This window comes from Terrabacter sp. R4-6 (assembly GCF_057529065.1).
This window is the reverse complement of record NZ_CP197224.1, coordinates 1,638,272-1,663,566: the sequence shown is the minus strand read 5'-3', so window position 1 is coordinate 1,663,566 and position 25,295 is coordinate 1,638,272. Positions and strand designations below refer to the sequence as shown.

The 25,295-nt window shown below is 73.7% G+C and carries 29 protein-coding genes; 12 read left to right on the top strand and 17 right to left on the bottom strand.

The features are described from left to right. Positions 1-28 precede the first annotated feature (28 nt). Positions 29-589 (top strand): hypothetical protein, encoded by a 561-nt coding sequence (locus ACSSS0_RS07860; protein ID WP_487230672.1) that lies wholly within the window; start codon positions 29-31, stop codon positions 587-589. 167 nt (positions 590-756) lie between these two features. Beyond that, complete coding sequence (locus ACSSS0_RS07855; protein WP_435987806.1) at positions 757-1,971, top strand: pyridoxal phosphate-dependent aminotransferase; 1,215 nt, start codon at positions 757-759, stop codon at positions 1,969-1,971. A gap of 10 nt (positions 1,972-1,981) precedes the next feature. On the opposite strand, the gene ACSSS0_RS07850 is transcribed toward ACSSS0_RS07855, so the two are convergent. After that, positions 1,982-2,263 carry a hypothetical protein gene (locus tag ACSSS0_RS07850; RefSeq protein ID WP_435984560.1) on the bottom strand — a complete coding sequence of 94 codons (282 nt, stop codon included), beginning with the start codon at positions 2,261-2,263 and terminating at the stop codon, positions 1,982-1,984. Positions 2,264-2,287: 24 nt separating this feature from the next. Here ACSSS0_RS07850 and ACSSS0_RS07845 point away from each other — a divergent pair, with 24 nt between their 5' ends. From ACSSS0_RS07845 to ACSSS0_RS07835, 3 genes are all read left to right on the top strand, one after another. Next, positions 2,288-2,728 (top strand): hypothetical protein, encoded by a 441-nt coding sequence (locus tag ACSSS0_RS07845; RefSeq protein WP_487230671.1) that lies wholly within the window; start codon positions 2,288-2,290, stop codon positions 2,726-2,728. Between the two features lie 61 nt (positions 2,729-2,789). After that, positions 2,790-3,803 carry an LLM class flavin-dependent oxidoreductase gene (locus tag ACSSS0_RS07840; protein ID WP_487230670.1) on the top strand — a complete coding sequence of 338 codons (1,014 nt, stop codon included), beginning with the start codon at positions 2,790-2,792 and terminating at the stop codon, positions 3,801-3,803. Between the two features lie 50 nt (positions 3,804-3,853). Then, the gene (locus ACSSS0_RS07835; RefSeq protein ID WP_435984563.1) at positions 3,854-4,282 is read left to right on the top strand and encodes an OsmC family protein; all 429 of its coding nucleotides are present in this window, start codon (positions 3,854-3,856) and stop codon (positions 4,280-4,282) included. Between the two features lie 15 nt (positions 4,283-4,297). On the opposite strand, the gene ACSSS0_RS07830 is transcribed toward ACSSS0_RS07835, so the two are convergent. The 4 genes from ACSSS0_RS07830 to ACSSS0_RS07815 form a co-directional block, all read right to left on the bottom strand. Next, on the bottom strand, positions 4,298-5,221 hold the full coding sequence (locus tag ACSSS0_RS07830; RefSeq protein ID WP_435984564.1) for a helix-turn-helix transcriptional regulator: 924 nt from the start codon (positions 5,219-5,221) through the stop codon (positions 4,298-4,300). 100 nt (positions 5,222-5,321) lie between these two features. Beyond that, entirely contained in the window at positions 5,322-6,707 is a 1,386-nt protein-coding gene (locus ACSSS0_RS07825) for a L,D-transpeptidase family protein (protein ID WP_487230669.1), read from the bottom strand. Positions 6,708-6,881: 174 nt separating this feature from the next. Beyond that, positions 6,882-7,730, bottom strand: coding sequence for a thioesterase family protein (locus ACSSS0_RS07820; protein ID WP_487230668.1), 849 nt, complete (start codon positions 7,728-7,730; stop codon positions 6,882-6,884). Positions 7,731-7,739: 9 nt separating this feature from the next. Continuing rightward, complete coding sequence (locus tag ACSSS0_RS07815) at positions 7,740-8,468, bottom strand: TetR/AcrR family transcriptional regulator (protein ID WP_487230667.1); 729 nt, start codon at positions 8,466-8,468, stop codon at positions 7,740-7,742. Positions 8,469-8,557: 89 nt separating this feature from the next. On the opposite strand from ACSSS0_RS07815, the gene ACSSS0_RS07810 reads away from it, so the two are divergent. After that, on the top strand, positions 8,558-8,941 hold the full coding sequence (locus ACSSS0_RS07810; protein WP_487230666.1) for a VOC family protein: 384 nt from the start codon (positions 8,558-8,560) through the stop codon (positions 8,939-8,941). A gap of 21 nt (positions 8,942-8,962) precedes the next feature. Here the strand turns inward: ACSSS0_RS07810 and ACSSS0_RS07805 are convergent, their stop codons facing one another. From ACSSS0_RS07805 to ACSSS0_RS07795, 3 genes are read right to left on the bottom strand one after another with little or no spacing between them, the layout of a single operon-like run. Then, entirely contained in the window at positions 8,963-9,661 is a 699-nt protein-coding gene (locus ACSSS0_RS07805) for a TetR/AcrR family transcriptional regulator (RefSeq protein ID WP_487230665.1), read from the bottom strand. Positions 9,662-9,695: 34 nt separating this feature from the next. Further along, positions 9,696-10,754 carry a glycerophosphodiester phosphodiesterase family protein gene (locus ACSSS0_RS07800; protein WP_487230664.1) on the bottom strand — a complete coding sequence of 353 codons (1,059 nt, stop codon included), beginning with the start codon at positions 10,752-10,754 and terminating at the stop codon, positions 9,696-9,698. Positions 10,755-10,758: 4 nt separating this feature from the next. After that, complete coding sequence (locus ACSSS0_RS07795) at positions 10,759-11,739, bottom strand: L-lactate dehydrogenase (RefSeq protein WP_487230663.1); 981 nt, start codon at positions 11,737-11,739, stop codon at positions 10,759-10,761. A 55-nt stretch (positions 11,740-11,794) separates the two neighbouring features. Here ACSSS0_RS07795 and ACSSS0_RS07790 point away from each other — a divergent pair, with 55 nt between their 5' ends. Together ACSSS0_RS07790 and ACSSS0_RS07785 are read left to right on the top strand one after the other, a co-directional pair. After that, on the top strand, positions 11,795-12,277 hold the full coding sequence (locus ACSSS0_RS07790) for a P-loop nucleotide/nucleoside kinase family protein (protein WP_435984572.1): 483 nt from the start codon (positions 11,795-11,797) through the stop codon (positions 12,275-12,277). A 44-nt stretch (positions 12,278-12,321) separates the two neighbouring features. Next, positions 12,322-13,080: a YqjF family protein gene (locus tag ACSSS0_RS07785; protein WP_487230662.1), complete on the top strand. Its 759-nt coding sequence runs from the start codon at positions 12,322-12,324 to the stop codon at positions 13,078-13,080. 3 nt (positions 13,081-13,083) lie between these two features. Here ACSSS0_RS07785 and ACSSS0_RS07780 read toward each other — a convergent pair whose 3' ends face one another. Next, positions 13,084-14,460 (bottom strand): aspartate aminotransferase family protein, encoded by a 1,377-nt coding sequence (locus ACSSS0_RS07780; RefSeq protein ID WP_487230661.1) that lies wholly within the window; start codon positions 14,458-14,460, stop codon positions 13,084-13,086. A 152-nt stretch (positions 14,461-14,612) separates the two neighbouring features. Here ACSSS0_RS07780 and ACSSS0_RS07775 point away from each other — a divergent pair, with 152 nt between their 5' ends. After that, complete coding sequence (locus tag ACSSS0_RS07775) at positions 14,613-15,995, top strand: NAD(P)/FAD-dependent oxidoreductase (RefSeq protein ID WP_487230660.1); 1,383 nt, start codon at positions 14,613-14,615, stop codon at positions 15,993-15,995. 147 nt (positions 15,996-16,142) lie between these two features. Here the strand turns inward: ACSSS0_RS07775 and ACSSS0_RS07770 are convergent, their stop codons facing one another. The 5 genes from ACSSS0_RS07770 to ACSSS0_RS07750 form a co-directional block, all read right to left on the bottom strand. Continuing rightward, positions 16,143-16,964 (bottom strand): 2-phosphosulfolactate phosphatase, encoded by an 822-nt coding sequence (locus ACSSS0_RS07770; RefSeq protein ID WP_487230659.1) that lies wholly within the window; start codon positions 16,962-16,964, stop codon positions 16,143-16,145. Between the two features lie 21 nt (positions 16,965-16,985). Further along, positions 16,986-17,798, bottom strand: coding sequence for a CAP domain-containing protein (locus tag ACSSS0_RS07765; RefSeq protein ID WP_487230658.1), 813 nt, complete (start codon positions 17,796-17,798; stop codon positions 16,986-16,988). Between the two features lie 69 nt (positions 17,799-17,867). Continuing rightward, on the bottom strand, positions 17,868-18,281 hold the full coding sequence (locus ACSSS0_RS07760; RefSeq protein ID WP_487230657.1) for an MmcQ/YjbR family DNA-binding protein: 414 nt from the start codon (positions 18,279-18,281) through the stop codon (positions 17,868-17,870). A gap of 38 nt (positions 18,282-18,319) precedes the next feature. Further along, the gene (locus ACSSS0_RS07755) at positions 18,320-19,039 is read right to left on the bottom strand and encodes a DsbA family oxidoreductase (protein ID WP_487230656.1); all 720 of its coding nucleotides are present in this window, start codon (positions 19,037-19,039) and stop codon (positions 18,320-18,322) included. Positions 19,040-19,124: 85 nt separating this feature from the next. Beyond that, a complete protein-coding gene (locus ACSSS0_RS07750) occupies positions 19,125-19,964 on the bottom strand; it encodes an alpha/beta fold hydrolase (RefSeq protein ID WP_487230655.1) in 840 nt (279 codons plus the stop codon). A 137-nt stretch (positions 19,965-20,101) separates the two neighbouring features. Here ACSSS0_RS07750 and ACSSS0_RS07745 point away from each other — a divergent pair, with 137 nt between their 5' ends. Continuing rightward, positions 20,102-21,802: an alpha/beta hydrolase gene (locus ACSSS0_RS07745; RefSeq protein WP_487230654.1), complete on the top strand. Its 1,701-nt coding sequence runs from the start codon at positions 20,102-20,104 to the stop codon at positions 21,800-21,802. A gap of 32 nt (positions 21,803-21,834) precedes the next feature. Then, the gene (locus ACSSS0_RS07740; RefSeq protein WP_487230653.1) at positions 21,835-22,485 is read left to right on the top strand and encodes a hypothetical protein; all 651 of its coding nucleotides are present in this window, start codon (positions 21,835-21,837) and stop codon (positions 22,483-22,485) included. Here the strand turns inward: ACSSS0_RS07740 and ACSSS0_RS07735 are convergent. Genes ACSSS0_RS07735 through ACSSS0_RS07725 form a run of 3 tightly spaced genes read right to left on the bottom strand, consistent with a single transcriptional unit; the run spans position 22,452 to position 24,492 of the window. Next, the gene (locus ACSSS0_RS07735; RefSeq protein ID WP_487230652.1) at positions 22,452-23,306 is read right to left on the bottom strand and encodes a DUF3626 domain-containing protein; all 855 of its coding nucleotides are present in this window, start codon (positions 23,304-23,306) and stop codon (positions 22,452-22,454) included. The two genes, ACSSS0_RS07740 and ACSSS0_RS07735, sit on opposite strands and share 34 nt — an antisense overlap. 3 nt (positions 23,307-23,309) lie before the next feature. Continuing rightward, complete coding sequence (locus ACSSS0_RS07730; protein WP_435984584.1) at positions 23,310-23,618, bottom strand: TFIIB-type zinc ribbon-containing protein; 309 nt, start codon at positions 23,616-23,618, stop codon at positions 23,310-23,312. Between the two features lie 10 nt (positions 23,619-23,628). After that, positions 23,629-24,492: a phosphotransferase family protein gene (locus tag ACSSS0_RS07725; RefSeq protein ID WP_487230651.1), complete on the bottom strand. Its 864-nt coding sequence runs from the start codon at positions 24,490-24,492 to the stop codon at positions 23,629-23,631. A gap of 35 nt (positions 24,493-24,527) precedes the next feature. On the opposite strand from ACSSS0_RS07725, the gene ACSSS0_RS07720 reads away from it, so the two are divergent. After that, the gene (locus tag ACSSS0_RS07720; protein WP_487230650.1) at positions 24,528-25,268 is read left to right on the top strand and encodes a dienelactone hydrolase family protein; all 741 of its coding nucleotides are present in this window, start codon (positions 24,528-24,530) and stop codon (positions 25,266-25,268) included. The last annotated feature ends 27 nt before the right edge of the window (positions 25,269-25,295 follow it).

Here is a 25,295-nt window from a genome sequence, read left to right as displayed (position 1 = left end):
GGGGGGCCGGGTGCCCGACACTGTCCCGGTGAGTGACTCCGGCTTCGTCGACGAGGCCCCCACCGGCGCCCCTGACGGCACCCCCGACGGCGCCCCCGACGGCGCCCCTGACGGCGCCCCTGAACGAGCCCGCGCCCCCCGGAGCCGGCGACGTCCCGGCCCGGCCGCCATCGTCTTCGTCGTGCTCGTGGTCGGCCTGCTGGCCTTCGGCGGCTGGGCCTGGTCGAGCCGCGCCCACGCCGACGACGTCGCCGCCTACGAGTCCCTCGCGCGCGAGGTCGAAGAGCTCGACCGTTCGATGGTCCCGCTCGGCCACAGCGAGCTGCCGCCCTGCCGGGAGGGCGTCGACGGGCGCATCACCCGCACGTACCCGCCCTCGACCGGGCCGCAGGCCGCCGAGCTCGTCGGCTACCTCGAGCAGAAGGGCTGGACGCAGGGGACCGCCGTGCCGCCCGTCGTCGCCCACCTGACCCGCGTCGAGGACGGCCACGTCCTGACGGTCGACGTCGCTGCCGGCGCGCTCAACCAGCTCGTCGCGTCCCTGACGGCCAGCAGTCCGGGCTCCGCCGTCGGCTGCCTCGGTCGCTAGGCACCAACCCCACTCGAGTGAGCGCCCAACCCCCCTCGAGTGAGCCCCCCGACCCCGTCGAGTGGCCTCGTCGTCACACCCGTCCCACGCGCGACGTGACCGACGTGACGGGCCACATGGTGGGAATGACGCAGCCCGCGGCATACGCCGGTGGGACGCTGGTCCACATGCGCGCGGTGACCCAGAGCAAGAAGCTCCAGAACGTCTGTTACGAGATCCGTGGTCCCGTCCTGGCCGAGGCCAAGCGGCTCGAGGACGAGGGGCACCGCATCCTCAAGCTCAACATCGGCAACCCGGCGCCGTTCGGCTTCGAGGCGCCCGAGGACATCCTCGTCGACGTCATCCAGGAGCTGCCGACGGCGCAGGGCTACAGCGACAGCAAGGGCATCCTCTCGGCCCGGCGCGCCGTCAAGCAGCACTACGAGGTGCGCGACTTCCCGCCCGTCGGCGTGGAGGACATCTACCTCGGCAACGGCGTCAGCGAGCTCATCGTCATGGCGATGCAGGGACTGCTCGACAACGACGACGAAGTGCTCATCCCCGCGCCGGACTACCCGCTGTGGACCGCGGCCGCGAGCCTCGCCGGCGGCAACGCCGTCCACTACGTCTGCGACGAGCAGGCCGGCTGGGCGCCCGACCTCGACGACATCCGCAGCAAGGTCACCGACCGCACGCGCGCCATCGTCGTCATCAACCCGAACAACCCGACGGGCGCCGTGTACCCGCGGGAGGTCCTCGAGGCCATCGCGCAGGTCGCCCGCGAGCACGAGCTGATCATCATGGCCGACGAGATCTACGACAAGATCCTCTACGACGGTGCGACGCACACCTCGATCGCGGCCCTGGCGCCCGACCTGCTCTGCCTCACCTTCAACGGCCTCTCCAAGGCCTACCGCGTCGCCGGCTTCCGCTCCGGCTGGCTCGTCATCACCGGGCCCAAGGAGCACGCGCGCAACTACCTCGAGGGCCTCGACATCCTCGCCAACATGCGGCTGTGCGCCAACGTGCCGGCCCAGCACGCGATCCAGGTCGCGCTCGGCGGCTACCAGTCGATCAACGAGCTGATCCTCCCCGGCGGCCGGCTCCTCGAACAGCGCAACGTCGCGTGGGAGCTGCTGAACGCCATCCCGGGCGTCTCGGTCACCAAGCCCGAGGGGGCGCTCTACCTCTTCCCGCGGCTCGACCCGAAGGTCCACGACATCCGCGACGACGAGCGCTTCGCCCTCGACCTGCTGCGTGACCAGAAGATGCTCATCGTGCACGGCACGGGCTTCAACTGGGCGACGCCCGACCACTTCCGGCTCGTCTTCCTGCCGCGCGTCGAGGACCTCGAGGACGCCGTCGGCCGCCTCGAGAAGTTCCTCTCGACGTACTCCCAGTAGGAGGGTCGGGTCAGCGCGAGGTGGCCCACCACTTGAGGAGCAGGCCGAGCACGATGCCCCACACGACGGTGAGCAGCAGGCTGATGCCGGCGGCGAGCAGCGCCGGCCGGCGACCGCCCGGCTCGCGGCGCGCGAGGCTGATCCCGGCGAGCGCCAGCCCGAGCAGCTGCGGCAGGAAGACGAACCCGAGGACGACCGCCGACAGCGACGCGACGACCGCACCCCGGGCGATGGGCGCCTCGGCGGCCAGCCGCGCGGACGCGGCGTCGTGGGGACGATCGGGCTCGCTCACGCGTTCAGGGTAACGATGAACGCGATGACACCAGCGCACGCTCCGCGGCCGTATGCCGTCCGGCCGGCTCCGCGCCGGGCGCTCGCTGCGGGGGCCGCCCTCCTCGTCGTCCTGTCCCTGGCCGCGTGCGGTGGGTCGGACCCGACGCTCGGCGACCTGCCGGTGGGGGTCGCGGACGCACGGCCGAGCATCTCGGCGCAGGAGGCGCAGTTCGTCCTCGCCGCGCAGCAGCTGGGGGCGTCGGTCACCGGCGCCACCGTCGACGACGACATCGAGACCGGGACGACGACGTGCTGGGCGCTGAAGAACGGCGGCGTCGAGCTGGCCCAGATCGCCGTCGACGACGACGACGTGCCCCTGCCCAACACCGGTGACGCGCTGCGCACCAAGCAGCTCATGGCCGCGGGCGTGCAGGCGTTCTGCCCCGACTACGACGACCAGGTGTCCCAGCTCGACCTGCCCTGAACGGGGGCCGGGCCGATCGGTCGTTGGAATACCCGGACCGGCGCGGCCCGTTGGCACCCACGTGAGTCCTGCCCCGAGAGCCCAGCTGAACATCCTCGACCTCGTGCCCGTCCTCGACGGCGGCACCGCCGGCGAGGCGATCGCCTCGACGGTCGACATCGCCCGGCACGCCGAGAAGTGGGGCTACCAGCGCTGCTGGATGGCGGAGCACCACAACATGCGCGGCGTCGCGTCGAGCTCGACGGCGGTCCTCATCGGCCACGTCGCCGACCAGACCGAGACGATCCGCGTCGGCGCCGGCGGGATCATGCTGCCCAACCACGCGCCGTACGTCGTCGCGGAGCAGTTCGGCACCCTCGCGACGATCCACCCGGGACGCATCGACCTCGGGCTCGGCCGCGCCCCGGGCACCGATCCCTTCACGACCCGCGCGCTGCGCCGCAACGAGGCCGCCGCGATGAACTTCGCCGGCGAGGTCGAGGAGCTCATCGGCTACCTCGGCGACCCGGACCCCGACGCCAAGGTCCGCGCGATCCCCGGCGAGGGCACCCACGTGCCGATCTGGATCCTCGGCTCGAGCCACGGCGGCGCCCAGGTGGCCGCCGCACTCGGCCTGCCCTACTCCTTCGCCTCGCACTTCGCGCCGGCCGCGCTGATGAGCGCGCTCGAGGTCTACCGCTCGCGCTTCACCCCGTCGACGGAGCCCGGCGGGCTCGACGCGCCGCGCTCGATGGCCGGCGTCAACGTCATGGTCGCCGACACGACGGCCGAGGCCGAGCGCCTCTTCACGAGCGTGCTCCAGCGTTTCCACGGCATCGTCACCGGCCGCCGCACCGGCCTGCCCGAGCCCGAGGGCGACATCGCGGGCCTCATGGCGCAGTGGTCGCCGGCCGAGCGTCAGGCCGTCAGCGAGATGACCCGCGTGTCGCTCGTCGGCACGCCCGACGAGGTGCGCGACGGGCTCGCCGGCTTCGTCGAGGCCACCGGCGTCGACGAGGTCATCGTCACGTGCGGTGCCCACGACCACGAGGCCCGGCTGCGCTCCTACGAGCTGCTCGCCGATGCCTGGCTCTGAGCGCCGGACGCGACGAGCCGCCGACCCCGACGTCTGAGAGGCTGAACAGCATGACCGAGAGAGACCCGAAGGACCTGCGCCGCGTCACCTTGACCCGCGACAGCGTCGGCCGCTACACCGCCCGCAACGACCGCGGCGGCTCGATCAGTCTCAGCTCCGGCACCGACGAGCTCTCGCCGGTCGAGCTGCTCCTGGCCGCCATCGCCGGGTGCACCGCGGTTGACGTCGACACCGTGACGACGCGCCGCGCCGAGCCCGAGCAGTTCGAGATCGAGGTGACGGCCGACAAGGTCAAGGACGAGCACGGCAACCACCTCGAGGACATCGAGGTGCGCTTCCGCGTCCGCTTCCCCGAGGGCGACGGCGGTGACGCCGCGCGCGAGATGCTGCCCAAGCTCGTCAAGCGCTCGCACGACGAGTGGTGCACCGTGAGCCGCACCGTCGAGCTCGGCACGAAGGTCGCGACCTCCGTCGAGTGACCGCGGGGTGTGCCGTCAGGCTCGGTGGGCGGCGTCGAGCCACTCGATGGGGTCGCCCCACCCGAGCCGCGTGACACCGTGCTTGTCGAGCGCCCGCACCGCGAGGGTGCGCCGGTGCGCGGCGAACGTCAGCACGTGGGCGACCATCGCGCCGTAGGAGCACACGTAGGGCGGGTCGCACGACGCGTCGACGAAGACGTCGTCGAGACGGCCCTGCTCGATCGCGTCGCGCACGTGGCCGACGAAGACGGGCGCAGCCTCGGCGAGGCGGCGCCTCGCCGACGTCAGCGACTCGTGCTCCTCGAGCGAGAAGTCGTACTCGCGGCTCGCCATCGTCGCGTTCCACATCGCCATCTGGCCCACGAGCCGGCTGACGATGCGGCGCAGCGTCGAGGGGTCGGGGTCGTCGTCGACGCCCACGACGATCACCTCGTCGAGCTGCTCGTCGGTGAGCTGACCGGCGCACTCGATGAGCTGGCCGGTCAGCCAGATGTGGTGCTCGACCATCCTCTGCACGAGGTCCATGGCCGTGACCTTTCGCTGGGCCGGGAGGCGTATGCCGCCCGGCGGGTGGAAGTGGATGTCGTTGGCCGCCTCGAGGCGGATCGTCCCCGGACGTCCGCGCCACGCGCTCGGCGTCGTGCCGTAGGCGCGGCGGAACGCCCGCGTGAAGGCCTCGTGCGAGCCGTAGCCCGCCTCGACGGCGATGTCGAGGACGGAGCGGCGGCTCGCCGCCAGACGGTAGGCCGAGCGCTCGAGCAGCACCCTGCGGCGCAGGGAGCGCGGCGCCTCACCGGCGCCCGCGCTGACGATGCGGTCGAGGTGGAACCGTGACAGGTGCAGCCGGCCCGCGATCTGCTCACCGGTCAGGTCGGGCTCGTCGAGGGTGTCGACGAGCACGTCCAGCCAGGCGCTGAAGGTGTCGCGGGGTCCGGTCACGTCACGATCCTGTGTGACCGGGCCACCCGCATACCTGATCGGGTTTGCTCTGCTGACACGGCCGCTCGCTCCATCGCCCAGCCACACTGACGGCTCGGGCTCAGTGGTAGACGACGACCTTGTCGCCGATGCGCACCTTGAAGAAGAGCGCCTTGACCTGGGCGTAGTCGGCGATGTTGACGCAGCCGTGGCTGGCGCTGGCGTAGCCGAGCCGGGCGAAGTTCGACGAGTAGTGCACGGCCTGGCCGCCGGAGAAGAACATCGAGTAGGGCATCGGCGTGAAGTAGAGGTTGGAGATGACGTACTCGTACTTGCGGGAGACGCTGAAGGTGCCCTCGCGCGTCTCGGCCCCGGGGCGGCCGAAGCGGGCCCACATGGCGGTCTGCGGCGTGCCGCCGACGACCCACGTCAGCGTCCGGGTGGCCTTGTCGACGCACATGACCCGGCCCGCGTGGCAGCGCTTGTCGAGCGAGGCGAGCGTCGGCACGAGCGGGCGCAGGCCGGCGTAGTAGCGGTGCTTGTCGAAGGTGCCGGGCGTGTACGTGAGGGCCCGCAGGCGTGCCCACGTGCGGCTGTCGACGACGCCCGACTGCGGTAGGTCGTAGAGGCGCTGGAAGGCGAGCACCTCCTGGCCGAGCGTCCAGCCGTAGACGCCGGAGTACGCATACGGCCACAGCGCCTTGGCGCCCAGACGGCGCTGGAGCTCGCGCACGTTGGCGACGGGCGCGGTCGTGGCGATCGTGACCGGGGTCGCCGTCACCGCCACGAGCCGGGACCAGGTGCGCTGGTCGAGGACGCCGGACTGGGGCAGGTCGTAGGCGTGCTGGAAGGACAGCACCCGCTGGCCCAGGGTCCAGCCGTAGTAGCCGGAGATCCGCAGGGTCCACCAGGACGGCTTGACGATGCGCAGGCGGACCTGGAGGTCCTTGACGAGGTTGCCCGATGCGCCCTCGGTGGCGAGGGTCCGCGTGGCGGTGAGCGCGACGAGCCGGTCCCACGTGCGCTGGTCGACGACGCCGGACTCCGGCAGCGACTGGTCGCGCTGGAAGGCGAGAACGCCCTGGCCGAGCGTCCAGCCGTAGTAGCCCGAGATGGCGTACGTCCAGTAGGAGGCCTTGACGAGGCGCAGCCGCACCTGGAGGTCCTCGACCTTCCAGCCGGAGCTGCCGGCGGGGATGACGACGGGGCTCGGCGCGGGCGGCGGCGGGGTCGTCGTGGTCGGGACGGAGGTGGTCGGGACGGAGGTGGTCGGCGCCGCGGTGGTGGTCGTCGTGCTCGACGGGGACGTCGTGGTCGTCGTCGTGGTTGCGGTCGTCGTGGTCGTCTCGGTCGACGTGCTCTCGGCGCTGGAGCCGGTCGAGGACGAGGTGCCGGGTGGCGTCGGCGTGCCGGTCACGTCGTCGGCACGGGCGGCCGGGGCCGTGGCGGCGAGTGCGATGACCGCGAGCGCGGCAGCGACGCTGCCCACCGTGCGATTCCTGTCCATGCGGATGGTCCTCATGGTGTCCCCTGGTGTCCTGACCGCGCGACGGCGGGTGTGGGTCGGCGCGGTCGCGCCCTTCATTGTGGCAGGCGAACCGCGCTTTGGCGCGGCGTGCCGTCACTATCCAGACGCGTCGGCGCGCCGGAAGGTTGTCGTGGTCGCGCGACGGCTCCGGGGTCAGGCGCCGTCGAGGCGACGCACCGTGAGGATCTGCTCGGCGCGCCCGACCGGGCCGCGCTCGTCGTGCAACGTCGTCGACGTCAGCCCGAGGCCCGTCGGCCCCATCGTCACCCGGGTGTCGAAGCCGACCCACCCGCGCACCGGCTCGCGGAAGAGGTGCACGCTGAGGTCGACGTTGGGGAACATCCACTCCCGCGGCGAGACGCGCACGGCGATGCCGTTGGCCGTGTCGGCCAGGCGCACGAGATCGGCTGTGGGCGAGCAGGTCTCGCCGTGGACGAGCGGGTTGAGGGCGCGGATCCAGGCACGGGTCCGGCCCGGGCGGCGCTGGGCGTCGACCCGGAACTCGAGTCCCTCGATGTAGCCGCCCTCCCACGTGTCGGCCCCGGCCCAGGGCTGCATCTCGTCGGGCCCGGGGATCGGCTCGAGCTCGACGCCGGCCACCGGCTCGGAGTCGTGCGCGGCGAGCCTCCACGCGTGGGCGCGCACGACGGCGCGGTCGTCGACGAGCATCGTCGCCTCGACGAGCTCGATGGTGCGACCGGGGCGCGCCGTGCGCACCTCGACGCGGCTCGGCCGCGCCGGGATCATGCCGAGGATGTCGAAGGAGATGCGCGCGAGCTGCATCCCCTCGCGCGGCTCGTGCAGGTCGATCTCGTGGGCGAGGATGCCGCTGACCGGCGCCATGTGCTGCTCGTCGTCGCGCCAGGCGCCCTGCACGTGGACGGTCGGGGCGTAGAGGCCGCGGTCCAGCCGGCGGTAGAAGGCGGGTGTGTCGCGGTCGAGCCCGGCGCCGGCGTCGGTGCGGACGCCGGTGCCGGTGCTGTCGCGGGTCTCGCTGGTCACCGGTCCACCCTAGGTGCCGCTCCGGGGGAGTCCGGCAGCGAGCCCGTCGAGCAGCACGGCGAGGCCGAACACGTGGGCGGCGTGGGCGTCGGCAGCGGCGTTCGTGGCCGCGCCGGCGGCCTCGCCGACTCGGCTCGCGAGGGGGAAGCGCTCCTCGATCCCCAGGGCGGCGAGCTCGGCGCCCTCCCTGGCCCACCACTGCTCCGGGGTCTCCTCGCGGCGCTCGGCGCGGGCCGCCTCGAGGGCCCGGGCGGACGACCGGACGAAGGTGAGCACGAGGGCGAGCGCCTGGTCCTTGGCGGCGTCGTCGAGGGGCAGCGGCTCGACGGCGGCGAGCTCGCGCTCGTACTTGCCGAGGGTGCCGGGGCCGAGGACGGCGCGCTCGGTCTCGACGTCCGCCAGCCACGGGTGACGGGCCATGAATGCGAGGTTCTCGTCGGCGACCTGCTCGACCTGGGCCCTCCACGAGCCGGCCAGCGGCTGCCACTCCATGTCGAGCCGGCACTGGTCGACCATGAGGTCGAGCAGCTGCGCCTTGTTCTCGACGTGCCCGTAGAGGGTCATGACCCCGACCCCGAGGCGCTCGGCGATCCGGCGCAGCGAGATGTCGTGCAGGCCACGGACGTCGGCCTCGTGGATGCCGGCGTCGACGACGGCGTCGACGGTGATGGTCGGTCGCCGTCCGGGCCGGGTGGGCAGCGGGTGCTCGCGCCGCCAGAGCAGCTGGACGGTGCCCATGGGCCACCCCGTTCGTCTCGCGAACCGTCTCGGGAACGATTCCGTATGCCGTACGTTATTATCCGTACATCGTACGGAAAGAGGATCCCATGCCCGGCACCATCACCGACTTCGCCATCTCGCTCAACGTCCCCGACCCCGACGCGTCGGCCGCCTTCCTCATCGACCACTTCGGCCACGCCGTCCAGATGCGCGACGACGGGTTCGTCTCCCTCCGCCACCCCGCGGGCGGGTCGAACGTCGTCTTCCTGCGCACCGGCCTGCCCACGTTCAAGCCGGCGGAGGCGGCCGGATCCGCGGGCGACGGGCTGCTGCTCGCCTTCGTCGTCGACGACCTCGACGGCTGGCACGAGCGGCTCGTGTCGCAGGGGGTCGAGGTCGTCACCGCACCGGAGACCGAGCCGTGGGGCGAGCGCTTCGTGCAGTACCGCGACCCGAACGGTCTCGTCGTCCAGCTCGTCCAGTGGGTCTGACCCGGGACGGGGACCCGCGTCTCAGTCCGCGCCGTCGGAGAGGCCGAGGCCGAGGTCGACCATGCGGACCAGCCGCGGCGCGAGCTCGTCGACGGCCCCGGGCGGCAGGTCGCGCAGCGGCCCCTCGAGCGCGAGCATCGCCATGCCGTGGACGGCCGACCATGCGAGCAGCTCGGCGCCCGGCCGCTCGTCCTCGGACATGACGCCGGCGTCGACCATGGCGTCGAGGGAGTCGGCGAGCAGCTGGAAGGGAGTGCGTCCGCCGGCGCCGGCCGCGTCGGGGGAGGCGGCCCGGCTGAGGTCGACGGGCACGGCGAAGGCCGCGCGGAAGAGGCCCGGCTCGTCCATCGCGAACCGCAGGTAGCCGACGCCGACCGCCCGGAAGCGGGCGCGGGCCCGCTGACCCGCCTCGAGGTCGTCGGGGACGGCGTCCATCGTGGCGCTGATGACGTCCGCGGCCCGCGCCTGGGCGCGCGAGACGACCTCGCCGAGCAGCGCGTCCCGGTCGGCGAAGTGACGGTATGCCGCGTTGGCCGAGACCCCGACGCGGCGCGTCGCCTCCCGCAGGACGACCTTGTCGGGCCCGCCCTCGCGGGCGAGGTCGGTGCCGGCCTCGAGCAGGGCCCGGCGCAGGTCACCGTGGTGGTAGGTCGCCCGGGCCGGCGGCGCGCCCGAGGCGTCGGGTGCCGGGTCGGCGTCGAAGGCGGCGGGCGTGCTCACAGGCCCATCATGCTCCGGGCCGCCCCGGAGGGCCTCACCCGGCTGCGGGATGGGACGGGGGTGTCGCGAGGCCGCGCTGCGTCAGCACGGTGCGGAGCAGGTCGGGGCGGTTCGTGATGAGTCCGTCGACCCCGAGGTCGACGAGACGGCCCATGGCGTCCTCGTCGTCGACGGTCCACGGCACGACGGAGAGGCCCGCGGCGTGCGCCGACCGGACGAGCGCCGCGTCGACGGGGAGGTCCTCCCGCGGCGAGAGGGCGACGACCCCCTCGATGCTCGAGGCGGCGCGCACGACGTCGCCGCCCACCTCGTCGACGTCGATGCCGCCCAACCATGGCGACGCACCGTCCTCGCCCAGCTCGAGCCGCTCGGGCGAGACGAGGGCGACGAGGCGGGCGCGTGGCGCGATGCGGTGGACCGCGGTGAGGCTCGCCCAGTCGAACGACTGGATCGTGGCCCGGTCGGCCAGACCGCCCTCGTCGAGCACCGCCCACACCTTCGCTGCGTACTCCTCGCGCGGCACGGTCAGCCCGAGGTCGTCCGCCTGCACCTTGATCTCGACGTTGAGCCCGACGTCGTCCGCGCCGCGCTCGCGCAGCAGGTCGACGACCTCGCGGAGCTCCGGCACCTTGGCGCCGGGGACGGCGCGCTGGTCCGGGAAGCTGGGCGCGGGCTGGTAGCCGCAGTCGAGGGTGCGCACCTGCGCCAGCGTCAGCAGCCGAAAAGGCTTGCCGGAGTAGGGAAACAGGTCGTCGGACGGCTTGGCCGGGGACGTGTCGCGGCACTTGTCGGGGTTGACCCGGTTGTCGTGGGCGACGACGACGGCGCCGTCGCGGGTGACCTGCGTGTCGAGCTCGAGGGTCGTGACGCCGAGGTCGAGCGCGCGCGAGAAGGCCGCCACGGTGTTCTCCGACGTCAGGGCCGCCCCGCCCCGGTGCGCCTGCAGGTCGAAGCTGCGGGCCAGCCTCGTCGGGGCGTCCGCAGGAGTGCCCCCGCCGCCCGAGCAGGCGACGAGGGCGACCAGGGCGAGGGCCATCCCGGTGCCGCGCGCCCACACGGCAGCCGGACGCGACCCCCGACGTGTGTCCGTCACGGCGTCAGAACCCGAAGCGCCGGGCCGTGGCGCGCACGGCGTCCGCGGACGCCCGCAGGCCCGACAGCTCGGCATCGGTCATCGGCACCTCGACCCGGTCGCCGACGCCACCGGCGTGGACGATCGCCGGCACCGACAGGCACACGTCGCTGATGCCGTAGTAGCCGTCGAGCAGCGACGAGACGGGCAAGATGCGGCGCTCGTCGTAGAGGACCGCCTCGATGATCCGCGTGGCGGCGAGGCCGATCGCGTAGTTCGTCGCGCCCTTGCCCTCGATGACGCGGTACGCCGACTGCACGACGTCGGTCGCGATGCGGTCGCGGTCCGCCTCGTCGAGGGCGATGCGTCCGTCGGACGTGCGCCACTGCAGGAGCGGCACCGAGCCGATCGACGCCGACGACCACAGCGGCAGCTCGGAGTCGCCGTGCTCGCCGATGACGTACGCGTGCACGCTCTGGGCCGCGACGCCCGTGTGCCCGGCGAGCAGGAAGCGCAGCCGTGACGAGTCGAGCACCGTGCCCGAGCCGAAGAGCCGCTCGGCCGGCAGCCCGGACACCTGGAGGGCGGCGTACGTCACGACGTCGACGGGGTTGGTGACCATGACGTGCACCGCGTCGGGAGCCACCTCGACGAGGCGCGGCAGGATCGCGCGCATGATGCCGATCGTCGACTCGGCGAGGTCGAGCCGCGACTGCCCCGGCTTCTGCTTGGCGCCCGCCGTGAAGACGATGACGTCGGAGTCGGCCAGCACCTCGACGTCGTCGGAGCCGTCGACGTGCGCCATCGGGACGAACTGGATGCCGTGGCTGAGGTCGAGCGCCTCGGCCCGCACCTTGGCGGTGTTGACGTCGAAGAGCGCGACGTTCTGGGCGACGCCACGCATCAACGCGGCATACGCCAGCGTGGCGCCGACGGCGCCCGCCCCCACGATCCCCAGCTTGGTCGTGCGCCGGCGGGTGCTGCCGGCCGGCTTCTCCACGGTCATGGTCGTCCTCCGTCGCTCGTGCACGTCGTCGCTGCGAGTGTGTCAGCCTGACGGCATGACTGGTGAGGGACCGCGGCTCGTCCTCGTCGTGGGGCTGCCCGGTGCGGGCAAGACGACGCTCGCGCGGCGTCTCGAGACCGAGCGCCCCGCCGTGCGGATGAGCCCCGACGAGTGGCTGCGCGACCTGCGCATCGACCCGCTCGACGGCACCTTCCGCGACCTGCTCGAGCACCGGCTCTGGGAGGAGACCCAGCGGCTGCTCCGGCTCGGGGTCAGCGTCGTGCTCGAGTACGGCCTGTGGGCCGAGGCCGAGCGCGAGGAGAAGCGCGTCGTGGCCCGGACCCTCGGCGTCGGCGTGGAGCTGCACGTGCTCGACCTCCCCGTCGACGAGCTCTGGGCCCGCATCGAGCGCCGCAACCGCGACGGCGCCCCGGGGTCGGTGCCGATCACGCGCGAGCAGCTCGACGCGTACCTGCCGTGGTGGCACGCCCCGTCCGACGAGGAGCGGTCGCGCTACGACGCACCCTCCGGGCCCTGACGCGTGTCGAGGGTCGGCGGCGCCCCACGTGTGACGATGGGGGCGTGGACCTGCCCGTGGATGCCGTCCCGTCGCTGGACGGCTACCCCGTGCAGCCCCCGCCGCTGCGACCGCCCGTCGTCTTCGACCAGGTCTGGCGCGACCTGACGTTCGTCCACTGGCCCGTCGACCCGGACTCGGTGCGCCACCTCTTCCCCGAGGGCACCCGCCCGGACGTCTTCGCCGATGGGCACACCTACGTCGCGCTCGTCCCCTTCGTCATGGACGGCATGCGGCTCGGCCGTGCCCCGTCGCCCCGCCTGCCCTGGCTCGGCAGCTTCCTCGAGACGAACATCCGGCTCTACTCGGTCGACGACGCCGGGCGTCACGGGGTGCTCTTCCGGTCGCTCGAGACCGAGCGGGCCCTCGTCGTCGTCGGCGCGCGCGCCGGCCTCGGGATCCCCTACACGTGGGCCCGGATGCGGCTGCGGCACGAGGGCGACCGCGTCAGCTACGCGAGCCGGCGACGGGCGCCCGCGCGCGGGCTGCGCAGCCTGCTCACCGTGCGCGTCGGTGAGCCGGTCGGGCCGACGCCGCTCGAGACCTGGCTCACGGCGCGCTGGGGCGCCCACACCCGCGCGGCCGGGCGCACGCTCTGGGTGCCCAACGAGCACGCGCCGTGGCCGTTGTACGCCGCCGAGGTCGTCGAGCTCGCCGACGACCTCCTCGGGGCGAGCGGTGTCACCCCCTCCGGCCCGCGGCTGCGGGCCCTGTGGTCACCCGGTGTCGCCACGCGGTTCGGTCGGCCGTCACGCGTGGCCTGAGCCTCAGCCGCCCGACGGACCCGCCGGCGCGAAGAGCTCGCGCAGGCACTCGCCGAACATCGTCGTGTGCGCCTCGACGTCGGCGGCGGTCGTCGCCGGGCTCATCAGCGCCATGTTGTGGAAGGGCGTCAGCAGGATCCCGCGGTTGAGGGCGTAGAGGTGGAGATACTGCTGCAGCTCGAAGTCGTCGGCGTCGTGCGCCTCCTGGCCGTCGTGCGACGGTCGGCCGGAGAAGTTGTACTCGGCCCGCGCGCCGAGCCGCGTCACGTGCCAGTCGGCACCGACCGCGTCGATGCCTGCCTGCACCCCGTCGGCCCAGGCCTCGGCGAGCGGCACCATGTGCGCGAAGGCCTCGGCCGTCATGACGTGCTCGAGCGTGGCCTTCATGGCCGCCATCGAGAGGCCGTTGCCGGCGAGCGTGCCGCCGATGCCGCCGACGTCGATGTCCTCGAGCTCGACCGAGCGGGCGATCCGCTCGGCGATGTCCCGGCTGAAACCGAAGGTGCCGCACGGGATGCCGCCACCGATGGACTTGCCGATGACGAGCAGGTCCGGCTCGAGGCCGTGGGCGCCGGTGTAGCCACCGGGCCCCGCGCAGATCGTGTGGGTCTCGTCGTTGACGAGCAGCGCGCCGTAGCGCGTCGCGAGCTCGCGCACGCCCTCGTTGTAGCCGGGGTCGGGCAGCACGATGCCGATGTTGGTCAGCGCCGGCTCGACGAGGATCGCCGCGACGTCCCCGTGGGCGAGGGCGCGCTCGAGGGCCTCGAGGTCGTTGAACTCGACGACGCGCGTCGTCTCCGACGTGTCGACCGGGGCGCCGATGTTGCTGCGCCGGTCGACCGTCGAGCCGTCGGGGCCCAGCGTCGCGAAGGCCTCGTCGACGGAGCCGTGGTAGCACCAGTTGTGCACGACGACCTTGCTGCGGCCGGTGAGGTGGCGGGCGTAGCGGATCGCGTGCCGGTTGGCGTCCGTGGCCGTCAGGGTGAACTGCCAGTAGGGCAGGCCGAAGCGCTCGGCGAGGCCGGTCGACACCGCGATCGCGTCCTCGGTGGGCAGCATCGTCGTGATCCCGCGGGACAGCTGGCGGGTCACGGCCTCCACCGTCGGCGCGGGGCAGTGCCCCATCATCGCGCCGGTGTCGCCGAGGCAGAGGTCGACGTGGTCGATGCCGTCGACGCACGTGAAGTGGGCGCCCTCGGCGTGCTCGACGAAGACCGGGAAGTCACCCGGCCACTTGACCATCCAGCTCATCGGCACGCCCCCGGGCATGTGCGCGGCGGCCTGCTCGGCCAGCTCCCGGGACCGGGGCCGCGCCGCGGAGAAGGCGGCCCGCTCACGGTCGTGCAGCTCGGCGAGGCGGGCGCGGTCGACGGTGCTCATGCCCGCATCATGCCCCGAGGAGCGACGCGGCGGAAGTGATTGCCCAAACCCCGCCAGACCACGGATTCCGTAGGTGTTGGAAGGGGATTCAAGCGAAAAGGCACAGGTTACCAGGGGTTGCGGCGGGCCCAGGAGGTGGCATGATCCCGGCCATGCCCCCGAGCGGTTACCGCGGCCTCAGCCTCTGGCACGACACGATCGACGACATCGAGCCGCGCCCCTCGCTCGACACCGACGTCGACGTGGACGTCGCGGTCGTCGGGGCCGGCTACACCGGACTGTGGACGGCATACCACCTCGTCACGGCCGACCCGACGATCCGGGTCGCCGTCATCGAGAAGGAGGTCGCCGGCTTCGGCGCCTCGGGCCGCAACGGCGGCTGGTGCTCGGCCCTGTTCCCCACCTCGCTCAAGCGGATGGCGGCCGAGCGCGGCCGGGAGGCGGCGGTGCGGATGCAGCACCTGCTGCACGACACGGTCGCCGACGTCGGACGGATCGCCGACGCCGAGGGCATCGACTGCCATTTCGACCAGGGCGGCTACCTCTCCGTCGCGCGCAACCCCGCCCAGCTCGAACGGGTCCGTGAGGAGGTCGCCGACCACCGGGGGTGGGGCTTCGGAGAGGACGACCACCGGCTCCTCGACGCGCACGAGGTCACGTCGGTCGCCGGTGTCAGCGACGCGCTCGGCGGGTCGTTCACGCCGCACTGCGCGGCCATCCACCCGGCCCGGCTCGTCCGCGGGCTCGCCGACGCCGTCGAGCGGCGCGGCGTCGTCGTCCACGAACGCACGCCGGCCGTCGACGTGCGCAGCCACCGCGTCGTCACCCCGCACGGCACCGTGCGGGCCGAGCACGTCGTCCTCGCCACCGAGGGCTACACGCCGACCGTCGCGGGGCGCCGCCGGGCCATCGCGCCGATCTACTCGCTCATGACGGCGACCGAGCCGCTGCCCGACGACACCTGGGCGCAGATCGGCCTCGAGAAGCGCACGACCTTCGCCGACAACCGGCACCTGACGATCTACGGCCAGCGCACCCGCGACGGACGGATCGCCTTCGGGGGCAGGGGTGCTCCCTACCACTACGCCTCCAAGGTCTCCCCGCTCTACGACCGTGACGAGCGCGTCCACGCCGCCCTGCGCCGGATCCTGCTCGAGCTCTTCCCCGTCCTCGACGGAGTGACCTTCACGCACGCGTGGGGCGGCAACCTCGGCGTGCCGCGTGACTGGTTCCCGTCGGTGCGCCACGACCGCCACACCGGTCTGGCCTTCGCCGGGGGCTACGTCGGCGACGGCGTCGCGACGTCCGCGCTCGCCGGCCGCACACTGGCCGCGATGATCCGCGGCGACGACCCCGAGGGCCTGGCCACCCTGCCCTGGGCGGGGCGCACGTCTCGCGACTGGGAGCCCGAGCCGCTGCGCTGGCTCGGCGTCAACGCCGTCACCGCGCTCATGACCTCGGCCGACTGGTCGGAGCGGCGCACCGGTCGCCCGTCGCGCGCCGCGTCGGCCTTCTGGACGGCCCTCGGGCAGTAGTCCGGGTCGGCGCCGACCGACGACCGTCGGTCGGCCAGAACCCGCCCGACCGGCGTGTCGTCCGGTGTGTCGCGCCGCGCCGGGTCGGCGACCAACGGTCGTCCGTCTGCAGGCGCAGGCCGTATGCCGTGTCGCCGGCGTGAGGGGTCAGCCGCGGTGTGCCGTGTAGGCGCCGTCCGTCAGCACCGGGACGAGGGACGACGCGTCGAGCTCGGCCGCGACCGCCACGTCGTCCGGCCAGCCCTGCTCGACGAGCTCGCGTCCGCTCGCGCACGCGTGCAGGGCGTCGCCGATCCGGCCCTCCACGGCCAGCCAGGCCGCCCCCGCGGCCTCGGCCTCGGGGCTGAGCAGCAGGGGCCCGCCCCGGTGCTCGAGGAGGCGGGCGAGGGCGGCGACGACCGCTCCGGCACCCCAGAGGTCCTCGACGGCCGGGCGCAGGGACCCGTCGGGCCAGCGCTCGCCCGCCGGAACGACGAGCACCGCAGGCTGCGACGCGGGCCCGTGTGACCGTCGCGACGCGTCGAGCCAGTCGACGAGCCACGCGGCCACCGCGGTGCGGTTGCGCAGCGAGGCCGCCACGACGTCGGCGCCCGCGCCCGCGAGCACGGCGGTGGTCGTCGAGCCGTTGGGCGAGGGCAGGACGAGGTCGGCGAGCGGTCCCGCCGCGCGGATCGAGGACGGCGACAGGCTGACGCCGCCCTCGACACGGGTCTCCGACCGACCTCGGGCGAGCGTCGCGCCGAGCCCCTCGGCGAAGGCCGGGGCCGAGTCGTCCCTCCACCGGTAGGGGTGCACCCGGGTGCCCGCGTCGACGGCGACGGACACGCACGTCGTGAAGCTGAGGACGTCGACGACGACCGCGCACACGGGCGAACCCGCGGCGACGGCATACGCCGTCAGCTCCTCGGCGGCCCCGGGCCCCCAGTCGAGGCGGACGACGTGCCGGTCCTGCGCGTGCCACGGCTTCATGGCACCCAACCTACGGGTGGCTCAGCCGCCGAACGTCTCGGTCCAGTACGTGCCGTGGGAGCCGCCGGTCGCGTAGCCGACGCCGATGTCCCGGTAGCCGCAGTTGAGGATGTTCGTGCGGTGTCCGGGACTCGCCATCCAGCTGCGCATGACGTCCTTGGCGCTCGTCTGGCCGGCCGCGATGTTCTCGGCGATGGCGCCGCCGTCGTAGCCCGCGGCGCGGATCCGCTCGGCGAAGGTGACCCCGTCCGGGCTCGTGTGCGAGAAGTAGTCGCGCGCGGCCATGTCGTCGCTGTGGCCCTGGGCCGCACGACGGAGGGCGGCGTTCGCCGACACCGGGCCGCAGCCGGCGCGGGACCGCTCGACGTTGACGAGGGCCACGACCTGCTGGGCGACGCCCGCGCGTGGCGGGGGCGCCGGCTTGGCGGTCGCCGTCGGGCTCGGCGTGCCCGTGGCCCCGGCCGCACCGGTCGACGCGGACGTCCCTGTCGGCTGCGGGACCGCGTCCCGGGTCGGCTCCGGCACGGTGACGAGCGGAGCCGGCACGCGCGTGGTCAGTGACGGCTGTGGTGACGTCGTCGGTGTCGTCGGTGTCGTCGGTGTCGTCGGTGCCGTCGAGGGGGTGCGACCCGGCTCGGTGGCGTCGTCGACGGGGTCGGTCGGGGTGACCGCCGGCACCGAGGGCGTGGACGGCGTCGACCGGTGGCCGGGACGCATCCCACCGGACTCGTGGAGGATCGCGACACCGCCGACGACGAGCAGCGCAGACACCGTCAGGGTCACCACGGCGGCCCGCCGCGATCCCAGGACCGCGGGGTCGGTGTGCCGTCCCATGTGCGCCTTTCGTCGTCCAGCGAGCGGTACCTTACGCGCCCCGCAGGCGCGTGTGGCCGAGGGGCGGGCTCACGACCCGGAGGTGTCGAGCTCGCGCACGAGGCGGGCCGGGGCCGTCAGGCGGTAGGAGGCGTCGACGAGCTCGCCCACCTCCCGCCAGTCGACCTCCTCCGGCGAGCCGCACGCGCGCAGGTCGAGACCCACCCAGCCGGAGGGGCCGAGGTAGGCCGGGTCGTAGAAGCGCCCGTCACCGAGGAGCGCCGGGCGCTCGGCGGCGTCCGGGAGCACGAGGACCGACTGGCGGTAGGGCTCCGGGTCGTGGTCGCCCCTGACCGTCCCGCCGTAGGTGACGAACACCTTCGTCGTGAAGAAGGTCGGGCGCCCGTGCGACACCTTCTCGTCGGCGCCGGGCAGCGCGAGGCAGATGTCGCGGACCCGGGCGAGGTAGGGGTCCGCGCCGTCGAACATCAGGGGGTGGGCCACCCGACCACGGTAGGGCCGCGGGGCCCGTCAGGTGCGCCTCAGGCGCCGCAGACTCCGCCGCAGCCGCCTGCGCCGCAGCCTCCGCCGCACCCACCGCCGACGGCGACGGGCTCCGGCACGTCGTGCCGGGTCGACCACGCGGTCTCGAGGGCCTGGGTGAAGACCTCGACGGGCTGGGCGCCGGAGACGCCGTACTTGCGGTCGAAGACGAAGAAGGGGACCGACTCGATGCCGAGCATCTTGGCCGTGGCCTCGTCGCTGCGCACGTGGTTGCCGTAGTCCTCCGACTCGAGCATCGCGCGCACGGTGCCCTCGTCGAGCCCGATCTCGGTCGCGAGCCGCACGAGCACGTCGCGGTCCCCGACCGCGAGGCCGTCGGTGAAGTAGGCGCGCATGAGGCGTTCGTGGGCGGTGTCGGCGAGGCCCTGCTCGGCGGCGAGGTGGACGACCCGGTGGGCGTCGAAGGTGTTGCCGTAGCGGGCCTGCTCCCAGTTGAACGCGAGGCCCAGCTCGGTGGCCGCGGCCGCCATGGACCGGTGCTGAGCGACAGCCTGCTCGCGCGTCGTGCCGTACTTCGCGGCGACGAGGTCGACGAGCGGGACGTCCGACACCGGCTCGGCGCCGCGGTCGAGCTCGAAGCTGTGCCACGTCACCTCGACCTCGTCGGCGTGCTCGAACTGCGCGAGCGCGCCCTCGAGGCGGCGCTTGCCGAGGTAGCAGAACGGGCACACGATGTCGGACCAGATGTCGATCTTCACGGTCGTGCAACCTACCCGCGCTCGCCGGTGTTCCCCGCATCGGGCGAGGTGTCCGTCACCCTCCGGGTGAGGGGGCGTATGCCGTTCAGCCAGCTCGCGCGACCCGGTGCAGGATCGCCGCGGCGGACTCGGCGTCGCGGGTCTCGGGCAGCCAGTGCCCCGCGTCGAGCTCGACGAGCTCGTAGTCGCCCGTCACGTGCTCGCGGGTCAGCTGGGCCGCGGTCCGGCCGAGGAACGGGTCGCGCGAGCCCCAGACGTAGGTCGTCGGCACCTCGACGCGGTGCGCCCCGACGCCGGAGTGCCGGGCGGCGCGGTACCAGTTGACCGGCCCGGTGAGCGCGTCCGCGTGGGCCAGCCGGACGGCATACCTGCTCCGGTCGGCGGCCGGGAGGCCCGAGCGGGCCATGAGGCGGTCGAAACGGGCGGCGAGGGCCCGCTCGGGCAGGCGCGGGACCTGGAAGGCCGCCATGTACCAGGACTTGCGCTTCTGCTCGGTGCCGGTGCGCCAGGCACGCGACATGGCGGCGGGGTGCGGCGTCGACAGGACGGTCAGCGAGGCGATGCGCGTCGGGTGGTTGCCCGCGACGAGCCACGCGAGGGCGCCACCCCAGTCGTGGCCGACGAGGTGGACCCGCTCGCGCCCGGAGGCCTCGACGAGTCCGAGGACGTCGGCGACGAGCTCGTCGAGACGGTAGGCGTCCCGGTCGGGCGGGCAGGCCGTGGGGGAGTAGCCGCGCTGGTCCGGGGTCAGGGTGCGCAGGCCCGCCTCGTGCAGGCGGGCGGCCACGCGGTCCCAGCTCGTGCGGTCGGTCGGGAAGCCGTGGAGCAGCACGACGACGTCACCGTCCAGGGGCCCGGCGTCGGTCACGTCGAAGCGCAGCCCGTCGCGGCTGAAGGTCGTGATCCGGCTCTCGAGGTCGCGCATGGTCCCCATCGTGCCCCGGCGGGCCGACGAACGCCCGGGAGGGCGCCGCGAGGGTGCCTGGAGGGTGCCGGGTCAGGGTCGTCACCTAGGGGCGAAACCCGAGGCGGCGCGGCACCGGTGCGACCTACTGTGGAGCCATGCCCGACGTGTCCGACCAGCGCATCCACCCCGGCGCGGGCCGCGCCTGGTGGCACGTGTCGCGCACCGGGCTCTTCTTCGGTGCCGCCTACTTCCTCACGTCGATGGCCCCGAGCCTGCTGCCGCGCACGTGGTACTACCAGGGCCTCATCAGCGGGCTGTGCGCCGTCGCCGGCTACGCGCTGGGCGTGTTCGTCGCGTGGGTCGTCCGCCGCGTCGCCCGCCTCATCGACCTGCGCGTCACGGTGAGCGGCGAGGCCCGGCACTGGCTGCTCGTCGCCGCGCCGGTCTTCGGGGCCGTGGCGGTCCTCGGCCTGACCGTCGCCAACGTGCGCTCGCAGGCGCGCACGGCGGCGTTCGTCCAGCTCACGCCCCTCGACCCGCTCGACTGGGCCCTCGCGCTCGCGCTCGCGGCGGTCGTGGCCGTCCTCTTCCTCGCGGTGGCGCGGGGTCTGCGCGGGGCGACCCACCAGCTCGCCGAGGCGGCCGGCCACGTGCTGCCCAAGACGATCGCCACCGTCATCGCCGTCGTCGTCGTGGCCCTCGCGACGGCGTGGGTGACCGACAGCGTCCTCTTCCACCGTGGCATGCAGGCCTTCGCGGGCGTCGCGGCGCAGGTCAACACCGCGCCGACCGGTCGTGCCGCCCCGACGTCGCCGCTGCGGTCCGGCAGCCCGGCCTCGCTCGAGCCGTGGGACAGCCTCGGCTTCCAGGGCCAGATGTTCGTCACGAGCGCGCCGACGGCCGCGCAGATCTCCGCCGCGACCGACCGCGGCGCGATCGACCCGATCCGCGTCTACGCCGGGCGCACGCCGGACCGCTCGGTCGCCGACGTCGCCGACGCCGTCGTCGCGGAGCTGCAGCGCACCAAGGCCTTCAACCGTCGGGTGCTCGCGGTCTTCACGACGACGGGCACCGGCTGGGTCGACGACTGGTCGGCCCAGTCCGTCGAGTACCTCAGCAACGGCGACAGCGCGATCGCCGCGATGCAGTACTCCTACCTGCCCAGCGCGATGTCGATGATGACCGACCGCGACACCCCGCGCGAGGCGGGCAAGGCGCTCTTCGACAAGGTGTATGCCGTGTGGCGCACGCTACCGGCCGACGACCGTCCGCAGCTCGTCGTCGGCGGGGAGTCGCTCGGGTCCTACGGCGGTCAGGCGGCGTTCGCCGACGCCGACGACATGCTCGCGCGCGCCCAGGGCGGGGTCTGGGTGGGCACCCCCAGCTTCACCGACATCGCGGCCTCGCTGACGGCCCGGCGCAACGAGGGGTCGCCCGAGATCGTACCGGTCGTCGATGCGGGCCTGCACATCCGCTTCGCGGCGAGCGGCGACCAGCTGACCCACGACTACTACGGCCGCGACTACGGCACGTGGGACTTCCCGCGCTTCGTCTACGCCCAGCACGCGTCCGACCCCGTCGTCTGGTGGAACCCGGCCCTGCTCGGGGCCGAGCCGGACTGGCTGCGCGAGCCGCGGGGACGCGACGTCAACCCCGACGTCACGTGGATCCCCTTCGTGACGTTCTGGCAGCTGACCACCGACATGGCCGTCGGCCACGACCCGCCCGACGGCTACGGCCACCGCTACGGTCCCGAGCTCGTCCCGGCCTGGGGGTCGGTGCTCGGCGGGTCGCCCACCGACGACTACTCGCGGCTCGTCGCCGGCATCGAGGAGACCGTCAGCCGGGTCGAGTGAGCGGGCGGTTGCGGCTGACCTACGCTCGGGACGTGCCAGCGCAGCGTTTCCACGGGCAGATCGCCGGCGTCGGCTCCGCGTCCGGCGTCCGGGTCGTCGTGGGCTCGTGGCTGCGCACGCCGCTCGGGTCGTTCGGCGACGCCATGGTCGAGACGGCCGGCGGGCACCGGGTGCTCATCGCGCCGAGCCCGGAGGTCGCGGAATTCATCGGGGCGACGTACGTCTTCGACGAGGTGCGCCTCGAGCCGATCGCCGTGCGCGCCGACCGGGAGGGCTGGCAGGTCACCTCGCCGTCCCTGTCGCTCGACCTCACGGTCGGAGGGCGTATGCCGCTCGGCCGGCTCCTGCGGGCCGTGCCCTCGCGCGTCGCGGCCAGTCCCCGGTGGGCGAGGCTCGTCGACCCCGTCGCCCGCGCCGTCCTGCGCGGTGTCCGGACCCGCGGCACGGCGCTCGAGGGCCGGCAGGAGTTCTACGGCGCGACCGACCTCCACGCCGTGACGGCGATCGACGGTCGCTTTGACGGAGTGGCGCTGGGGTCGCTCGCGCCCGTCGACCCGCCCTGTCGGTTCGGCTTCTCGTCGACGCCTCGCCGCCCCTCGGTCACGACGGTCGTGACGACCGTCGTCACCGCCGACGGTGCGAGCACCCCTCAGGCAGAGACGGATCCGAACCGCGCGACGTAGTGCCAGACGCGCTTGAGGGCCTGCTCGTCGTGCCGTCCAGCGCGCGAGGCCGCACCGATGACCTGAGGCGTGACGACGCCGTCGACGGCGAGCGACTCACCGAGAGCGACGAACTCGGGGCCGCGGTAGCCGGGGTGGGCGCGGAGGGTCGCGACGTCGAGCCGGTAGCCCGGGTGCCACTCGACGGGCACGCCGAGCCCGAGCGCGTCGGCCTCGACGTCGGTGCCGCGATAGCCCGGGTCGAGCACGAGCGCCTCGACGTCACGGGCGAGGTCGACGACGCCGTGCACGTGCGCCTCGACGTAGTCGTCGAGGAGGTCGTGGTCGGCGGCCTCGGCACGCTCACCGAGCGCGAAAGCCGTTGCCGTGCCGAAGTGCTCGGGCTCGAAGACGCTGTCCGGGAAGCAGAACGTCGTCCGCTCGAGCGTGTGCGCCGCCAGCCGCACGTGCGCCGACCCGAAGCGGGGCGCCGCGCCGTACGGCCGACGGTGCAGGTCGACGGCGCCGTACTTCGGGCGCAGGGCCGGCTCGGTGTCGTCGTAGGCGCCGCCGAAGATCCGGCTCTCCCACCGCCACCGGTCACCGCCCGGGTGGGCCGTCAGCCCACCGTTGCTCGTGCCGGTCTCGAACTGGGAGCGGTAGACGCCGTCGCGGGCCATGACGGCGAGGATCGGCTCGCCGCGCACGAGCCGGTCCGGGTGGAAGTTCAGGGTGACGCGCAGCGTCGGGTCGAGCGCCGGCCCGGCCGAGAGCCCGCGCACGTGCGCGAGCGCCCGGCGGACGGCATACGGCTGCCCGTCCGGTTCGTCGGTCGGACCCACCGGTCAGCTCGAGAAGAAGAGGCCGGCCATGCCCTTCTTGCGGTAGTGCTTGCCGCCGCGGTTGCCCCAGCTCGGTCCGCCGTACTGCTGCGGCGGCGGCTGGGCGACGAAGCGGCTCTCGAGCTGGCTCAGGTGCTCGAACTCGCCGAAGTCGAGGAAGATCCCGCGGCACTGGTCGCACTGCTCGACGTGCACGCCGTTGCGGTCGTAGGTGCGCATCGCGCCGCGGCACTTCGGGCACACGAAGCCCTGCGGCTGGTAGGCGGCACCGGTCGAGTCCTGGTGCGGGAACGGGGGCGGTTGCTGGCTCATGACCCCATCCTCACATCCGGGCACACGCCTCCAACAGGGCGTCCGCTGGGTCTGTGCTGTGAGCCGGCTGGACGACGAGGGGGCGGACCGCAGCGACGAAGACCGCGCAGCGGGCGGGCAGGTCGACGTGCGGCCACGGGTCGCCGTCTCCCGGGACGGCGGTCCCGCCGGCCTCGCGGTAGGCCCCGAGGAAGCCTTCCCACGCGGCGTCCTCGAGTGCCCCGGCGGCCCAGAACCCGGCGGGCCGGCCCAGGTCCCAGGCCGGGTCGCCGGTCCCGAGGTCGTCGACGTCGAGCAGACGCAGTCCGTCCTCGGTGTGGGCCAGCTGGCCGAGGTGCCAGTCGCCGTGGACGACCTCGCGGCGCACGGTGGACGTCGCCACCTCGTCGAGCAGCCGGGCGCCGAGCCGCCCGAGCATCCGGGCCGCCGGGTGGTCCAGGCCGCGCACCCGGGTCAGGGCGCGAGCCACGCGGGCCGGACCTCCCTGTGCGGGAAGCTGCCCGACGGACGCGTGGTCCGTGCGGTGCAGCTCGGCGAGCAGCGCCCCGGCCGCGACCCACGGCAGGTCCGGGTCGCCCTCGGTGAGCACTTCGACGCGCGGCCACACCGTCGCGAGCCGGCCGTCCGGGGCCCGGCGCGGCAGGGCCTCGAGGGGCTGCACCCACACGGCGGGGCCGGCCCGGCGCGCGACGGCGCCGAGCCGCGCCCCGAGCTCGGCGGCATCCGTCCTCGGGTGGTGGAGCTTGACGACGACGTCCCCGACGACGGCCAGCTCGGCGCCCGACGGCGTGGTCCGGCGCACGACGTCCGCCGCCCGCTGGCCGACGCCGGCGGCGAGCCGGGTCAGCCAGGCGGTGGTCGGCTCGTCGGTCACCACCCGATTGTCGCCGCAGGGGGTAGGAATGGTGCATGGGCACGATGATCGACCTCCCCGAGCACGACCTCACCGCCTACCGCGCCGATCCGACCGGGACGCCACGCGGCGCTGTGGTCGTCATCCAGGAGATCTGGGGACTGGCCGACCACATCAAGGACGTCACCGACCGCGTCGCCGCGCAGGGCTACGTCGCCGTCGCGCCCGACCTGCTCGGCCACGTCGGGCTGACGCCGGAGGTGGGTGCACGGATCTTCGAGCTGATGTCCAGCGCCTCCGAGGAGGACCGGGTCGCGGCGCAGCCGCAGATGCGCGCGGCCACGACCCCGGCGCGGCAGCCGGAGTTCGCGGTGTGGGCGGTGCCGGCCCTGCGCGCCGTCGTCGACACGCTCGTCGACGAGCCGGGCGTCGACGGCCGGGTGGGCGTCGTCGGCTTCTGCTTCGGCGGGACGTATGCCTTCGCCCTCGCGGCTGCCGACCCGCGGCTGCGTGCGGCGGTCCCGTTCTACGGCACCTTCCCCGAGAACGCCGACCCCGCGACGATCGGGTGCCCCGTCCTCGCCCTCTACGGCGAGGACGACCACGGCATCACCGACGGTGTCCCCGAGCTCGAGTCGCGCATGCAGCAGGCCGGCGTCGACTTCTCGGCGAGGGTCTACCACGGCGTCGGGCACGCCTTCTTCAACGACACCTCGCCGTCGAGGTACAACGCCGACGTCGCCGCCGACGCGTGGGACCGGACGCTCGCCTTCTTCGCCGAGCACGTGTCGTCGTGACGTCGACGAGGCGTGTGCCGCGCCCCT

Coding starts and splice junctions, on each gene's coding strand:
- ACSSS0_RS07855 (WP_435987806.1), top strand. CDS start 757: ATGCGCGCGGTGACCCAGAGCAAGAAGCTCCAGAACGTCTGTTACGAG.
- ACSSS0_RS07845 (WP_487230671.1), top strand. CDS start 2,288: ATGACACCAGCGCACGCTCCGCGGCCGTATGCCGTCCGGCCGGCTCCG.
- ACSSS0_RS07835 (WP_435984563.1), top strand. CDS start 3,854: ATGACCGAGAGAGACCCGAAGGACCTGCGCCGCGTCACCTTGACCCGC.
- ACSSS0_RS07825 (WP_487230669.1), bottom strand. CDS start 6,707: ATGGACAGGAATCGCACGGTGGGCAGCGTCGCTGCCGCGCTCGCGGTC.
- ACSSS0_RS07815 (WP_487230667.1), bottom strand. CDS start 8,468: ATGGGCACCGTCCAGCTGCTCTGGCGGCGCGAGCACCCGCTGCCCACC.
- ACSSS0_RS07810 (WP_487230666.1), top strand. CDS start 8,558: ATGCCCGGCACCATCACCGACTTCGCCATCTCGCTCAACGTCCCCGAC.
- ACSSS0_RS07795 (WP_487230663.1), bottom strand. CDS start 11,739: ATGACCGTGGAGAAGCCGGCCGGCAGCACCCGCCGGCGCACGACCAAG.
- ACSSS0_RS07790 (WP_435984572.1), top strand. CDS start 11,795: ATGACTGGTGAGGGACCGCGGCTCGTCCTCGTCGTGGGGCTGCCCGGT.
- ACSSS0_RS07780 (WP_487230661.1), bottom strand. CDS start 14,460: ATGAGCACCGTCGACCGCGCCCGCCTCGCCGAGCTGCACGACCGTGAG.
- ACSSS0_RS07775 (WP_487230660.1), top strand. CDS start 14,613: ATGCCCCCGAGCGGTTACCGCGGCCTCAGCCTCTGGCACGACACGATC.
- ACSSS0_RS07770 (WP_487230659.1), bottom strand. CDS start 16,964: ATGAAGCCGTGGCACGCGCAGGACCGGCACGTCGTCCGCCTCGACTGG.
- ACSSS0_RS07765 (WP_487230658.1), bottom strand. CDS start 17,798: ATGGGACGGCACACCGACCCCGCGGTCCTGGGATCGCGGCGGGCCGCC.
- ACSSS0_RS07750 (WP_487230655.1), bottom strand. CDS start 19,964: ATGCGCGACCTCGAGAGCCGGATCACGACCTTCAGCCGCGACGGGCTG.
- ACSSS0_RS07745 (WP_487230654.1), top strand. CDS start 20,102: ATGCCCGACGTGTCCGACCAGCGCATCCACCCCGGCGCGGGCCGCGCC.
- ACSSS0_RS07730 (WP_435984584.1), bottom strand. CDS start 23,618: ATGAGCCAGCAACCGCCCCCGTTCCCGCACCAGGACTCGACCGGTGCC.
- ACSSS0_RS07720 (WP_487230650.1), top strand. CDS start 24,528: ATGGGCACGATGATCGACCTCCCCGAGCACGACCTCACCGCCTACCGC.